General features: G+C 67.1%; 14 protein-coding genes. 4 read left to right on the top strand and 10 right to left on the bottom strand.

Features of this window, described 5'->3' with window-relative positions:
* Positions 1–50: 50 nt before the first annotated feature.
* Complete coding sequence (locus AWC17_RS24230; protein WP_046182121.1) at positions 51–770, top strand: hypothetical protein; 720 nt, start codon at positions 51–53, stop codon at positions 768–770.
* A 31-nt stretch (positions 771–801) separates the two neighbouring features.
* Here the strand turns inward: AWC17_RS24230 and AWC17_RS24225 are convergent, their stop codons facing one another.
* The 10 genes from AWC17_RS24225 to AWC17_RS24180 form a co-directional block, all read right to left on the bottom strand.
* Complete coding sequence (locus tag AWC17_RS24225) at positions 802–1,644, bottom strand: DegV family protein (RefSeq protein WP_047323206.1); 843 nt, start codon at positions 1,642–1,644, stop codon at positions 802–804.
* A 4-nt stretch (positions 1,645–1,648) separates the two neighbouring features.
* A complete protein-coding gene (gene octT / locus AWC17_RS24220) occupies positions 1,649–2,386 on the bottom strand; it encodes a diglucosylglycerate octanoyltransferase (RefSeq protein WP_046182123.1) in 738 nt (245 codons plus the stop codon).
* Positions 2,376–3,059, bottom strand: coding sequence for a glucosyl-3-phosphoglycerate phosphatase (gpgP, locus tag AWC17_RS24215; protein WP_046182124.1), 684 nt, complete (start codon positions 3,057–3,059; stop codon positions 2,376–2,378). The genes octT and gpgP overlap by 11 nt, the downstream gene beginning before the upstream one ends.
* The gene (gene rsfS / locus AWC17_RS24210; RefSeq protein ID WP_046182125.1) at positions 3,056–3,445 is read right to left on the bottom strand and encodes a ribosome silencing factor; all 390 of its coding nucleotides are present in this window, start codon (positions 3,443–3,445) and stop codon (positions 3,056–3,058) included. The genes gpgP and rsfS overlap by 4 nt, the downstream gene beginning before the upstream one ends.
* Positions 3,442–4,098, bottom strand: coding sequence for a nicotinate-nucleotide adenylyltransferase (nadD, locus tag AWC17_RS24205; RefSeq protein WP_264055822.1), 657 nt, complete (start codon positions 4,096–4,098; stop codon positions 3,442–3,444). The genes rsfS and nadD overlap by 4 nt, the downstream gene beginning before the upstream one ends.
* A 248-nt stretch (positions 4,099–4,346) precedes the next feature.
* Entirely contained in the window at positions 4,347–5,795 is a 1,449-nt protein-coding gene (locus AWC17_RS24200) for a vWA domain-containing protein (RefSeq protein WP_046182126.1), read from the bottom strand.
* Between the two features lie 10 nt (positions 5,796–5,805).
* Positions 5,806–6,681 carry an AAA family ATPase gene (locus AWC17_RS24195; RefSeq protein WP_046182127.1) on the bottom strand — a complete coding sequence of 292 codons (876 nt, stop codon included), beginning with the start codon at positions 6,679–6,681 and terminating at the stop codon, positions 5,806–5,808.
* A 36-nt stretch (positions 6,682–6,717) separates the two neighbouring features.
* Complete coding sequence (locus AWC17_RS24190) at positions 6,718–7,947, bottom strand: glutamate-5-semialdehyde dehydrogenase (RefSeq protein WP_046182128.1); 1,230 nt, start codon at positions 7,945–7,947, stop codon at positions 6,718–6,720.
* Between the two features lie 211 nt (positions 7,948–8,158).
* Positions 8,159–9,604, bottom strand: a complete 1,446-nt coding sequence (locus AWC17_RS24185; RefSeq protein WP_046182129.1) for a mechanosensitive ion channel domain-containing protein — start codon at positions 9,602–9,604, stop codon at positions 8,159–8,161.
* Positions 9,601–11,841, bottom strand: a complete 2,241-nt coding sequence (locus AWC17_RS24180) for an adenylate/guanylate cyclase domain-containing protein (RefSeq protein WP_046182130.1) — start codon at positions 11,839–11,841, stop codon at positions 9,601–9,603. The genes AWC17_RS24185 and AWC17_RS24180 overlap by 4 nt, the downstream gene beginning before the upstream one ends.
* Positions 11,842–11,993: 152 nt before the next feature.
* On the opposite strand from AWC17_RS24180, the gene AWC17_RS24175 reads away from it, so the two are divergent.
* From AWC17_RS24175 to AWC17_RS24165, 3 genes are all read left to right on the top strand, one after another.
* Positions 11,994–12,671: a cation efflux transmembrane domain-containing protein gene (locus AWC17_RS24175; protein WP_082122842.1), complete on the top strand. Its 678-nt coding sequence runs from the start codon at positions 11,994–11,996 to the stop codon at positions 12,669–12,671.
* A 90-nt stretch (positions 12,672–12,761) separates the two neighbouring features.
* Positions 12,762–13,640 (top strand): PfkB family carbohydrate kinase, encoded by an 879-nt coding sequence (locus tag AWC17_RS24170; RefSeq protein WP_047323207.1) that lies wholly within the window; start codon positions 12,762–12,764, stop codon positions 13,638–13,640.
* A gap of 100 nt (positions 13,641–13,740) precedes the next feature.
* Positions 13,741–14,148: a hypothetical protein gene (locus tag AWC17_RS24165; protein ID WP_046186578.1), complete on the top strand. Its 408-nt coding sequence runs from the start codon at positions 13,741–13,743 to the stop codon at positions 14,146–14,148.
* The last annotated feature ends 14 nt before the right edge of the window (positions 14,149–14,162 follow it).

Genomic DNA, 14,162 nt, shown 5'->3' with positions numbered 1-14,162 from the left:
TACTACGTAGCGGCCGCGAACCCCCACAACCACTGCCAGACAGCGCACCAATGGACGAGCCCCACGAGCACACATTGCCGGCGCCTGTGGCGGAGGCGCTGGAACGGATGTACATGCGGTTTGCGGGCAATCCATTTCCGCGCAACGTGATGGTATGTCCGCGGTGCGGCCCCGAATGGTCGACTGAAGGCATTGCCTCAACATCACCGCGCGCGCTGTCCGGCCGACAACTTGACGCGCTTCATGTCGTGTCGCTGGACGACACCGCCCTACGCCACTTTTTTCCTCGCCTCGTCGAGTTGCTCCTCCTCGAACCGGCTCCGCCATTCGACTTCGTATCTGGCCTGCACAGACTGAAGGGGCGGTTACCGAAGTGGGACGCCACCGACTCATCGGTTCTGCGTCAGGCGCTCGACGCGGTCTGGTTCGAGCTGCTGAACACCTACCCTGCGCCGCTTGGCTACCTGTCGGATGTGCGGTCCGCGCTGAATTTCGCGGACTGGTGCGACATTCCGCTAGGACCCATGCTGGACTACTGGTCGTCCACCTATGCGCCGTCGGCGACTATGCACGTTGCCGATCTGATTTCCGAGATCTTCATGTTTGACAAGCCTTTCGAGCCCCCGACTAAGGCCTTGATACTCTCCTGGCTGAGCCAACCTGCGGTCGGTGACCGGCTCCAAGACGCCTTCCTCGCGACCGACTCGGATCAGGCGGCGAGCCAGCTCTCGACCGCGCACGAAATCTGGGCCGCCTGCATACGCGCCTAAGCTCTGATGAATCGAGTCCGAACAGCAGTACTCACCGCTCTGACACCGTGTCTAGCTGCACGACGACCGCGACGGCTCCGGCGCCGACGTGCAGCGCCAGCACCGGCCCCAACGGGGTGATGATCGCCGGCTCGCATGCCGGCAACCGCCGCGCCAGCGTCGCCGCCACCTCCTTGGCGCCGTCCGGGTTGGCAACGTGATGCACCGCCAAGGCGGCGGGCCTGTCGCCGACGACCTCGCAGACCCGGTCGATCATCGCCTCCGTCGCGTGGCTGACGGTGCGCACCCGTTGGGCCAGAACAAGTTTGCCGTCGTCGATGCGCAGCAGCGGTTTGAGCGCCAGCGCGGTGCCCAGCCATGCCTTGGCCCCGCCGATCCGCCCGCTGCGGCGCAGGTTGTCCAGCCGGTGCACCACCATGAACGCATAGCTCTGTCGCACAGCCAGATTCGCCGCCTGTTCAACGGCGTCGAGGTCGCCGCCGGCGGCCGCGGCCCGCGCGGCGGCCAACGCCACAAAGCCCGTCCCCATCGCGGTCGACTTCGAGTCCACGACCCGCACGTGGGGGTCCAGGTCGGCGGCGGTCCGTGCGGCGGCACCGCAGGTGCCCGACAGCCCAGACGAAAGGTGCACCGCCACCACGCCGTCCCCGCCGCTGTCGGCCAACGCCTGCTGGTAGGCGTCGGCGAGTTCGGCCGGTGTGGCAGCCGCGGTGGTGGCGTGGCGCTTGTAGATGTCGTCAGGGATCTCGTCCACACCGTCGCGCAGATCGACACCGTCGAGCAGAATGTGCAGCGGCACAATGCGTATCGCCCACTTATCCAGCAAGTCGGCCGGCAAGCGCGCCGACGCGTCGGTCACCACCACGACAGACATGGAGCTACCCGCGTGGCTTGTCGGTGGGCACCCCGGCTTCGGTCAGCGCCTTCAGCATCAGCTCGGCAACCGCCTGGTGGGCCTCGAAATTCCAGTGAATCCCGTCGGGATTTCCCCGTCCGCTCATGATCTGTTCGGCGACAGCCGCTTTGAGATCCACCAGGGGAACATCGTTTTTTTGCGCCCACTCGGTGATCGCCGCCACGGTCCCCGGGCGGCCGTGGTGGGCCCTCCCGTACGTGTCGGCGATATGCACCGATGGCAGCGACGCCACAATCGGGATGCCCGGGCGGTTGAAATCGATTGCACCGCGGGTTTGTTCGAGGTAATCAGCGCTCAGGTGCGGAGGCAGCGCGGACCTGGCCACCGGCGAGAGCCTGGGCTGCAGCCAGCCGTAGCCGTCGCGGACCCAGCGCCGCAGTCGGGGCGGGCGCACATAGCGGATCAGTTCGCGCACCGCGGTCGGCAGCACCGACGGCAGCGAATCCATGCCGCCGGTCGCGAAGATGACGGCACCCGCCCTGGGCAGCGCCGCCCAGGCGCGCGGGTCCTGCGTCGCCGCCCACCAGATGTCCCGGCAGGTCCAGCCGATGCGGCCGATGAGTTCGATGTCCCAACCCAATTGGGCCGCAACGATATTGGGCCAGATGCGGGGATCGTCAGCGGGCAGGCCGCCGGTGGGCCCGTAGTAGGCCAGTGAGTCGGCGAATATCAGCAGGGTGGGCCGGGCCTCAGAGGACATCGTTGGACACCTGCGCCGAAGCGTTCCACACGTCCAGGCGCCAGCGGATGCCGGTGAAGCCCGCGCCTTCGTCATCGGAGTCGTCGGAATGGCCCGAAAGCTGCACCCAGCTGGCATTGCCCATGCCGCCCAGTGTCGGCCAGTTGGCGACCGGAAGTCTCAGCAGTGCGGCGGACAGCGCTGCGATCAGGCCGCCGTGGGCCACCAGTACCACCGGCCGATCGGCATGCTGGGGGTCACCCCATTCCGGCTCGTCCGATGCCAGTTCGGCGACCAATGGCACGCTACGGGCGGCGACGTCGACTCGGCTTTCGCCGCCATGCGGTGCCCAGGCGGCGTCTTCGCGCCAAGCCAGCCGGGCACCGGGAGCCTGCGTGTCGACCTCGGTGTGCGTCAACCCCTGCCAGTCGCCGAGATGAGTTTCCCGCAGCCGCTTGTCCACCCGGATCGGCAGGCCGGTCCGCTCCCCCAGCCTGATCGCCGTGTCGTAGGCGCGATGCAGATCCGACGACACGATAAGCAATGGCTGTAGCTTGCCGAGCACCTCGGCGGCGGCGATCGCTTGTGCCCGCCCGAGTTCGCTGAGTTGGGAATCCAGCTGGCCTTGCATCCGGCTACCGGCGTTGAACTCGGTTTGCCCGTGCCGCAACATGATTAGGCGCCGGATCGTCATTGCGTGCCCGCTGAGTCTTCGGGGACCTCGGCCAGGTCCACCCACACGACCGGACAGTCGCCCCACAACCGGTCCAAGGCATAGAAGTCGCGGTCGTCCTGGTGCTGGATGTGCACCACGATGTCGCGGTAGTCCAGCAGCGTCCAGCGGCCCTCCCGGGTGCCCTCCCGCCGCGCCGGTTTGTAACCGGCCCTGCGCATCTTTTCCTCGACCTCGTCGACGATGGCGTTGACCTGCCGCTCGTTGGACGCCGAGGCGATGACGAAGCAGTCGGTGATGACCAGCTGACCGGACACGTCGATCACGACGACATCGTCGGCCAGCTTGGCGGCTGCCGCGCCGGCGGCCACGGTCGCCATGTCGATGGCTTCCTGGGTGGCGGTCATGTGTTGTTCCCGGCGGGCAGGGTTGAGCGGCTCACGGTGTCCTTCGATTTTTCGCCATTGCGATATAGGCGGCGTTTGGAGACGTACTGCACGACGCCGTCGGGCATCAGGTACCACAGGGGCCGATGTTGTTCGGCGCGCAGCCGGCAATCGGTCGACGAGATCGCCAGCGCCGGGATCTCGACGAGCGTCAGCACGTCCTCGGCCAGCTCGCCCAGTACACCGGTGATGTGTTCGCGCCGCAGCTCGTATCCGGGCCGGCTGACGCCGACGAACCGCGCCAGCTGGAACAGTTCCTCCCAGCCCTGCCAGGACAGGATGGAAGCCAGCGCGTCGGCGCCGGTGATGAAGTAGAGCTGCGAATCGGGGTTGAGGGCGTGCAGATCCCGCAGTGTGTCCTTGGTGTAGGTGGGCCCGGCGCGGTCGATGTCGACCCGGCTCACCGAGAAGCGGGGGTTGGACGCGGTGGCGATCACCGTCATCAGGTACCGGTCCTCGGCGGCGGAAACGTGCCGATCCTTCTGCCAGGGCTGACCGCTGGGCACGAACACCACTTCGTCGAGGTCGAACAGGTCGGCGACCTCACTGGCGGCAACCAGGTGTCCGTAATGGATGGGATCGAATGTCCCACCCATCACGCCCAGTCGGCGCAGCTGCTTTTGCACGATTTGCCAGCTTACTTGAGGCGGCGGAAGGGTCCGATTTCTCAGCCCGGGCCCTGCAGGCCGCCCGACACATCCCGCCCGCTCACATGCGCCCCGTCGTTCTCCGCGCCAGGCAGAACTCGGCCGAGCGAGAACACGGCCAGGCGCCGGGCTGTCGCTGTGAGGCGGGCACAAACGAACACACTTCCCGGTGGGGACTCCTGGCGCTGTTGTGACAGCTTGCCGGGCAACCGCCCTCAGACCGGCAGCAGCTGGTCGATCACCCCGGCGAGCTGCTTGGCCGACCGGCATTCGTGCATCGTGATGATCTCCTGGTAGCGCGGCACCGCCGAGTCGCCGCTGCCCCATAGATGCCTGGGCTCGGGATTCAGCCAGTGCGCGTGCCGGCTGGCGGTCACCATGTGGGACAGCAGCTCGGTCTCCGGATTGCGGTAGTTGGTGCGCCCGTCCCCGAGCACAAGCAGCGAGCTGCGCGGTGACAAGACGTTGGGGAACGCTTGCACGAACGACGCGAACGCGTTGCCGTAGTCGGAATGCCCGTCGCGGCTGTACACGCCGGCCTCCCGGGTGATGCGCTGGATCGCCACGGCCAGATCGGCTTCGGGCCCGAACATGTGGGTCACCTCGTCGGTGGTGTCGATGAAGGCGAACACCCGGACCCGCGAGAACTGTTGGCGCAGAGCGTGTACCAGCAGCAGGGTGAAGTGACTGAAGCCGGCGACGGAGCCGGACACGTCGCAAAGCACCACCAGTTCCGGCCGCGCCGGGCGGGGTTTGGCCAGCACCACGTCGATCGGCACGCCGCCGGTGGACATCGACTTGCGCAGCGTCTTGCGCAGGTCGATCACACCCGCGCGCGACCGACGCCGCCTAGCCGCCAGCCGGGTCGCGAGGGTACGGGCAAGCGGGGCCACGACCCGTTGCATCTGACGCAGCTGTTCGCCGGAGGCCCGCAGGAACTCGACGTTCTCGGAAAGCTGTGGGATGCCGTACATCTGGACGTGGTCGCGGCCGAGTTGTTCGGCGGTGCGTCGTTTGGTCTCGGCGTCGACCATCTTGCGCAGCTGGGTGATCCGCTGCGCGGCGAGGGCTTTGGCGATCTGCTCCTGGGTGGGTGTGGGTTCGTCGCCGTACGGGGCGAGCAGGCCCGCCAGCAGCTTGCCCTCCAACTCGTCCAGCGCCATCGCCTTGAGCGCCTGGTACGAGGAGAACGACGGGCCGCGGCTGGAACTGTATTTGCCGTAGGCCTCGACGATTCGCGCGACCATCGCGACCAGCCGCTCGTCCATGTCGGCCAGGTCGGGGTTGTCGGTGAGCAGGTCTACCAGCATCTGGCGCATCGCCTCGACGTCGTCGGCCGGCAACGAGTCATCGTCCCGCGCCCCGTCGGCTTCTTCGTCGGTGACCACCGCGCGGGCGCCCATTGCCGCGGGGAACCACAGGTCGAACATGGCGTCGTAGGTCTCGCGGTGATCGGGACGGCGCAGCACGGCGCAGGCGATGCCCTCGCGCAGCACCTCACGATCACTCAAACCGAGGGTGGCCATCACCCGGCCCGCATCCACGGTCTCAGACGGACCTACCGAAATACCAACTCCGCGAAGCGCTTCGACGAAACCAACCAGGTGGCCGGGCAGTCCGTGCGGGGCGAGCGGCCGGGTGGGTCGGATGCGGCGGGGGGCCATCGGTGCGTTCCTAGTTCAACCGGAGCTCGCCGCTGGCGCGCTGCTGGTCGGATTGATGTTTGAGGACCACGCCGAGCGTGGCGGCAACGACGGAGTCGTCGATGGTGTCCAGGCCCAGGGCGAGCAGCGTGCGGGCCCAGTCGATGGTCTCGGCGATGGACGGAACCTTCTTGAGTTGCATGCCGCGCAGCACGCCGATGATGCGAACCAGTTCCTCGGCGAGATGCTGGGGCAACTCTGGCACCCGCGACAACAGGATGCGGCGTTCCAATTCGGGACTGGGAAAGTCGATGTGCAAGAACAGGCAGCGACGCTTGAGGGCCTCCGACAGTTCCCGGGTCGCGTTGGAGGTCAGCACGACGAACGGCGTCCGCTCCGCGCTGATCGTGCCCAATTCGGGGACGGTCACCGCGAAGTCGGACAGCACCTCGAGCAGCAGGCCCTCGATTTCGATGTCGGCCTTATCGGTTTCGTCGATCAGCAGCACCGTGGGCTCGGTGCGCCGGATCGCGGTCAACAGCGGCCGCTGCAGGAGGAATTCCTCGCTGAACACGTCGTCCTTGGTCTGATCCCAGTCCCCCGAGCCGGCCTGGATGCGCAGGATCTGCTTGGCGTGGTTCCACTCGTACAGGGCGCGCGCTTCGTCCACCCCCTCGTAGCATTGCAGGCGGACCAGTCCCGAGCCGGTCGCCTGGGCGACGGCGCGGGCCAGCTCGGTCTTGCCGACGCCGGCGGGGCCCTCCACCAGCAACGGCTTGCCCAGTCGGTCGGCCAGGAACACCGCGGTCGCGGTGGCGGTGTCGGGCAGGTAACCGGTTTCGGCCAACCGTCGCGAGACGTCGTCGATATCGGCGAACAGCGGCTTGGGCCGGGCGGGCACGCTCACTATCTCAGTTCTCCTAAAGCACTTTTCGTCGTGGTGTCAGGCGGGACGGACTTGCCCGTCGCCCCATGCGATCCATTTGGTCGAGGTCAACTCCGGCAGCCCCATCGGACCGCGCGCATGCAATTTCTGGGTGGAGATGCCGATTTCGGCGCCGAAGCCGAACTGCTCACCGTCGGTGAACGCCGTCGACGCGTTGATCATCACCGCGGCGGCATCGACACCGTCGCTAAACCGTTGCGCCGCAGCCATATTGCTGGTCACGATGGCCTCGGTGTGTCCGGTGCCGTACTCGTTGATGTGGGCGATCGCGGCGTCGATGCCGTCGACCACCGCGACCGCGATGTCCATCGACAGGTACTCGCGGCGCAAGTCGTCCTCCTCGGCGTCCGCCGCAAGCCCACCGTGCACGGTCACGCCGGCATCCTGCAGGGCCGCCACCAACCGCGGCAGCGCCTTCTCGGCGATCGCGGCATCCACCAGCAGCGTCTCGGCGGCGTTGCAGACACTGGGCCGGCGGGTTTTGGAGTTCAACAGGATCCGTTCCGCGACGTCCAGGTCGGCCCCTTCGTGCACATACACGTGACAGTTGCCGACGCCGGTCTCGATGGTGGGCACCTGCGCGTCACGGACCACCGCGTTGATCAGGCTCGCTCCCCCGCGCGGGATAACCACGTCGACCAGGCCGCGGGCCTGGATCAGGTGTGTCACCGTGGCGCGATCGGCGGCCGAAAGCAGTTGCACCGCATCGGCGGGCAAGTCCTCACTGACCAGCGAAGCGCGCAGCACCTGCACCAGCGCCTGGTTGGACCGTGCCGCCGAGGAACTTCCGCGCAACAACACGGCGTTGCCCGATTTGAGCGCCAGACCAAAGGCGTCGACGGTGACGTTCGGCCGGCCTTCGTAGATCATGCCGATGACGCCGAGCGGCACGCGCTGCTGTCGCAAATGCAAACCGTTGGGCAGGGTGTAGCCGCGCAGCACCTCCCCGACCGGGTCGGGCAGCCCGGCGACCTGGCGCAGTCCGGCGGCGATTCCCTCGACACGCTTGGGGTCCAGCGCCAACCGGTCGAGCATCGCGGTCGGTGTGCCGGCGGCTTCGGCGGCGCGGAGATCTTCGGCGTTGGCCGAGAGGATCAAGTCGGTGTGGGCCGCGATCGCGTCGGCCGCGGAGCCCAGCGCCTGGTCCTTGGCGACGGTCGGCAACAGGGCCAGGACGCGGGAGGCGACCCGCGCGCGGCGAGCGGCGTTGTGGACCTCGCGGCGCAAGTCAGACTCCTGCTGTTGAGCCGTCCCCCTGCCCTGCGGGCGGGTGGGGGTGCCTCCCTCTGGGGGCGTACCCCCACCGCTGAGGAATGGTGCTTGCAGACTCATTGAACCAGGGTATCGGGCCTTAGCCCGCCAGGTGAGGCGGCCCGGGTATTACGCCATCCGCTCCGCGCGTAACGTGCCGGCCACCAAGATTCCGACCGCCAGTGGGTCAGCGGCGCGGTTTCGCCGACTCCCGTGCCTCGACGCCGGCCGGCCCGACCCGCTCGCGGCGAGTCGCCTCTCTCACCTTGGTTTGCCGCTCGTCGATCAATCGGCCTAAGTCTTGGAGCAGCAATGGTTTACGCATCACCAGGGGCTCGAGGTGCTCGCGGTCTATCTGCAGCGCCGTCACCTCGTCCAGCGCGTACGCGCCGGCAAGGTTGGGTTGGCGGGTCAGCGCGGTCAGGCCGAGGAACGATCCCTCGTCGATGATGCTGACCGGGATCACCGACCCGTCTTCGGTCGTCGCGGTCAACCGCACCCGGCCGGCCACCAAGAAGGTCATCCCCGAGGACACCTGACCGGCGGACTCGACGATTTCGTCGGCACCGTAGCGGACGATCTTCGCGTACGGCACCAGCGATTGCTGATCGGTGTGGCTCAGCCGCAACGCGGGGGCGACCACGGTGCGCAACGCTTTCTCCACCCGTTGCTTGGTGGAGAAGTTGTCGTCGGCGCCGTCGAGGCGCAGGCGCGCTCGCCGCGCGGCGTACCAGACCCAGCGCAGGAAGGTCGCTTCGGTGGCGTCGGCGTCGGCGGGCGACATGAGCCTGATGGTCGTGCGGTACTGGGCGCCGCCCAGGGCGACCGTGGTGGGCAAGATTTCGGGTCTGCGGGTCGGCAGCGCCCCGGCGACCCGCGTCAACATCGCGCAAACCTTGTCCGGCGAGTCGCCGGCCGCGAATTTGGTTGTGATCGCACAGTCGTACGCGCGGGAGGGGCGACTGAGGTTCGTGAACGCAGTGCTGGCCAGCATCGAGTTGGGCATGATGCGGATCCCGCTGCCGGTGTCGATGTGTACGGACCGCCAGTTCACTTCGACGACGCGGCCCCGCGTTGTCCCGGTGTCCAGCCAATCGTTGATCCGGAACGGCTGCTCGAACAGCATGAACAGGCCGGACACGACCTGGCCGACGGAGTTCTGCAGCATCAGGCCGATGACCACGGAGGTGACGCCCAGTGCGGTGAACAGGCCCCCGATCCGGACGCCCCAGATATACGAGAGCATCACCGCCAGGCCGACGCCGATGACTCCGAAGCGGGCGACGTCGATGAAGATGGCGGGCAGTCGTTTGCGCCAGCTTTCTTCGGGCGCGCCCTCGAACACGGTGGCGTTCAGGGCCGACAGCACCAGCACCAGCACCAGCAGGCCGAAGACCGTGGTGAGGATCCGCACCGAGCCCTGCCCGGCCGGAACCTGCGAAGCCTTGACGACCAGGAGTAACAGCGCACCCAGCGGCAGCAGGTAGTTGCGCAGCAGGCTGACCTGCCGTGCCAGGTGGCTATTCCGCCGGACCAGCGCGCGGTGCAGCTCGGTGAGCAGGATCAAACAGACCGGAAATCCCAACGCGATGCCGATGGCCCAGTAAAACCACGATGATTCGAACAAGTTCATGATCGCTCCGACAACCGGTAGATCGCCTGGTCTGTTCCACCCACCGAGATGGTGCCGGCCGGCGCGAACTGGCGCACATCGCGCATCGCCTCGTACACCTGCGAGGTGACGTATATGCCCGATTGGTTTGAGCCGCTCTGCATTTGGTAGGCAAGGCTCACGGCGGCGCCCCACATGTCGTAGACGAGACCCGAGCGGCCGACCAGTCCGCTGATGACGTTGCCGGTACTGATGCCCACTCGTAGGCGCAACTCGTGACCGGTTTGGTTGTTGAATCGTTCGATGACGTGGCGCATTTCGACGGCGAAGTCGACGCTGCGGTGAATGCTGTCCAGCCGCGGCGTGACCACGCCGCAGCTGGCGAGGTAGCCGTTGTGGAAGGTGCGGATTCGCTCGACGCCGAGAGATTCGGCTGCCGAATCGAATTGCCGGAACAGCTCGTCGACGATCCCGACCAGCTCGTCGCCGGATACGTCAACGGAAACCTCGTCGAGTCCGACGATTTCGGCGAAGATGACGGCCACATCCTGGTGCTCCTGCGCGATGGTCTCCTGGCCCTCGCGATATCGCTGGACGACCGACTCGGGCATCAGCGCCAGCAACAAGCGGTCGTTCTCCCGGCGCTGTTCGTTGAGCAACTCCTCCTTGATCGCCAGGTTGCGGCTCATCTCGTTGAAAGCCGCAGTCAGGTCGCCGATTTCGTCGCGTGTCTTTACCGGGATGTTGACCTCGTAGTCGCCGGAGCTGATCTTCTGCGTGCCGGCCTGCAGCCGACGGATCGGCCGTAACATCAGCTGGGCAATCACCATCGATGCCACGCAGATGACAAAGATCATGACCGACACCGCCAGCACCAGCGTTCTGCTGAACCTGCCGAGGCGCGCGAAGGCATCGGAGTTGTCGCGCGTCGCCAGGATCGACCAGTGCAGATCGGAGTTCGGCACCGTCAGCGGGGCGTAGGCTTCCAGCTCCCTGTTGCCCAGATAGTCGGTGGCGCTGACGACTCCGGTTTGTCCGCGTTGTGCGGCACGAAGGCCCGCGGTCGGGACCGGCTGCACCAACGTCGTGCCACCCAGGCGGATCGCTTCCTCCACGATGTCGGGCGGGGTGCCGGATGCAATGGCCTCGCGCCGGTATTCAGCTGGATCGTCGAGGAAAAGCCTTGAGTCGGAACGCATCAGGTTATCGGGGCCGGCCAGGTACGTCTCCGTTGCGGGGCCCATACCGGCGGCCTCCCAGTGTTTGTCGGCGGTCATGATCTTGTTGATCTTCGAGATCGGCAGCGGCAGCGCCATGACGCCGTTGAATTTGCCGTTCATTCCGACTGGCGACACCACCCACGCCGTGGGGACGTCGAGTTGCGGCTGGTACGGCTGGAAGTCGGTGATCCAGACGAAGTTGAGATCGTTGGAGCGCAAGGCCTTTTGGTATGCGTCCCGCAGATTGGATTCGCGGTACGGGCCGGTGAAGATATTCGTGCCAAGGTCTGGGCCCTTGTTCACCGAAAAGACGACGTTGCCCTGCATGTCCAGCAACAGCGCATCCGGATATTCGAAACGGGTGACGATGTCGCGCATGTAGAAGCTATAGCGGGCGCTGGCCGCCGACCACGCGCTGCCGTCGCCGGCGTCCTCGACCTTCCGCGCCTCGGAGATCGACGGGTACGGCGCGGTGTAGTAGGCCTGAAGGTACTTCTGCGCGTTGGAACTCGGGAAGATTGCGTTGCGATCGAGTTCCTCACCGGTGATTCGTTTGATCGGTTTGATCATGTTGTTGTCGTAGTAGTTGACGAGCGCCTGCTGCTGGGCCGGCGTGATCGTCGCGTTGGACAACTGCGCGAAGCCGTCGGTGAACGCCGTCGTCGCCTCGACGATGCTGAAGCCGCCGCTGTAGACGATCAGGGAATTCGTCACCTCTTTGAAGAGCGACTGCACCTGCCGCGCCTGGGACTCGCGCAGCTCGGTGAGTCGCTCGGATTCGACTTGGCGCAGGGCGGTGCGGCCCGACGACGCCCCGATGAAGGCGATCACCCCGATCGACAGGATGCTGCAGACCAGCAATATCAGCAAAAGCTTGGACTGAAGGCCGATCCGGAAAAGCCGCCGACGGCGAAACCTTTGGCGTTTGCGAACCTCGCGTTCCGGCGCCGCGGCCATTTCGGCCGGGGCGGGTGCCGGGGCATGTTCCGGTGCGGTCTTGGAAGCCGGCTCAGCGTCTTGTAGCTCGCTCGATGTCACTCGACTTCGCCCTTCCTCGGACACGCAGCATCGCTCACGCAGCACACTAGCGCGCGCGTCTCAAGATATGGGTGATTGCGGCAAAGCGTTCAACGCACGCCAAGAATGCTTGCGCCTTTATTCAAATAGCGGAGCGCACTTATTCTTGGCGTATGGGCGATGGGTGTGCGGAAGGTTGCGGCTGCGGGACGACCGGCGTGGCAACCACCCGACGACCGGAGCGCGACGCCGAATGGGTACGGGCCGCGCGCTGGGCGCGTTGGCTCGCGTGGGCGAGCCTGTTCTGGATGTGCGCGGAGGGCGCGCTCGGCCTCTGGCAGGGGTTCGCCGTGGAATCCATCTCCCTGATCGGCTGGGCGCTTGGTAGCGCGGTCGAGGGCTTGGCGAGCGTGATCGTCGTGTGGCGGTTTACGGGTTCACGCACGCTGTCGGAGACTTCGGAGCGCCGGGCGCAACGCGGGGTGGCCATTTCGTTCTGGCTCATCGCGCCCTACATCGCGTTCGAATCGGTCCGGGATCTGCTCACCGGGGCCCGCGCCGAGACGACGTTGATCGGGATCGCCCTGACTGCCGTGGCGCTGGTCCTGATGCCGCTTCTGGGATGGGCCAAGCGGCGGCTCGGCGCGCGCTTGGACTCGCGGGCGACCGCCGGGGAGGGCACACAAAACTACTTGTGCGCCGTGCAGTCCGCCGCGGTGCTGCTCACGTTGACCGTCATCGCCGTGTGGCCGGGCGGCTGGTGGCTGGACCCGGCCGTCGGGCTCCTGATCGCCGGTATTGCGGTCCGGGAAGGTTTCGAGGCGTGGCGCGGTGAGGAATGCGGATGTTGACACGAGCGCCAAAATCACTGTGCTGCAGTTGGTTTGGCTATTTCTGAAGTCCCGGTACGCGGAGAATTGCAACCGACTAACGTCAGCGCAATGGCACGAGTCTGTGTGGTCGGCAGCGTGAACATGGACCTGTCGCTGCGCGTCGACGCCCTTCCCCGCCCCGGCGAGACGGTCCTGGCGACGTCGTTGACCCACGCACCGGGCGGCAAGGGCGGCAATCAGGCGGTGGCGGCGGCGCGCGCGGGCGCACGGGTGCAATTCGTCGGAGCGGTCGGCGACGACCCCGCCGCCGAACAGTTACGCGCCCATCTGCTGGACAACGGCGTCGGGCTCGACGCCACCGCCGAAACGCCCGGACCGAGCGGCACGGCGATCGTCGTTGTGGATGGCGACGCCGAGAACACCATCGTGGTCGCGCCGGGCGCCAACGGGCGGCTGACGCTGGACGCCGAGGCCGTGCGGGGCGTCATCGCCGGCTGCGACGTGTTATTGACGCAGTTGGAAATTCCGGTGCGGGCGGCGGTGGCGGCGGCACAGCAGGCCCGTTCGGCCGGGGCGGTCGTCATCGTCAATGCCTCGCCCGCCGGCCAGGACCAAAGCTCGTTGGCCGACCTGGCGGCCGCGGCCGACGTAGTCATTGCCAACGAGGCCGAGGCCGACGCGTGGCCGTGGCGCCCAACTCACCTGGTCACCACGCTGGGTGCGCGCGGCGCGCGGTACGTGGGCGCCGACGGCGACTTCGTCGTGCCCGCTCCCGCGGTGGCCGCGGTGGACACCGCGGGGGCCGGGGACGTGTTCGCGGGCGTGCTGGCCGGAAGCTGGCCGCGCAATCCGGGTTCGCCCGCCCAGCGGCTGCGCGCGTTGCGGCGCGCCTGCGCCGCGGGCGCGCTGGCCACGCTGGTACCCGGCGCGGGCAACTGCGCACCGGACGCCGAAGCGATCGACGCGGCGCTCGAATCACCGGCCTGACCTGCGGTTGGCAGTGGTTGGCAGCGTCTGGCGTCGATCTGGCAGTGGTTTGCGGGCAGCGTCGGTGGCGATCGCTATAGCCATCGCAGAAAGGAACATCATGTCCGCCACCACGATTGACCGCACGGCCACCCGGGCCGGCCTGCTTCGCCTGGCCATGCGCGCCGACGCCGTCATCAGCGGCCTGGTCGGCCTGGCCGGTATCCCGCTGGCCGGGAGGCTCGCCAAGCTCTCGGGGACCACGACGGCGTTCGAGTACGCCATGGCCGCGTTCTTGATCGGCTACGGCGTGATCGTGTTCGGGCTCGCCGGTCTGCCGTCGGTACGCCGCGCCGGTATGGGCGTCATCATCGCCAACTTGGCGTACACGGTGGCCGCCGTCGTGCTGGTGCTCGCCGATGTCTTCCCGTTGACCTCGGCCGGCGTCGCGTTGAACCTGGCGGCCGGCGCCTACACGCTGGTGTTCGCGGAGTTGCAGTACCAGGGGTGGCGCCGCGCGATAGCGTGAGCCGGACGCTCTGG

It is taken from the genome of Mycobacterium nebraskense, from assembly GCF_002102255.1.
Classification (GTDB): Bacteria; Actinomycetota; Actinomycetes; order Mycobacteriales; family Mycobacteriaceae; genus Mycobacterium; species Mycobacterium nebraskense.
The sequence above is the reverse complement of the archived record's forward strand: the minus strand, read 5'-3'. Positions and strand labels throughout refer to the sequence as shown.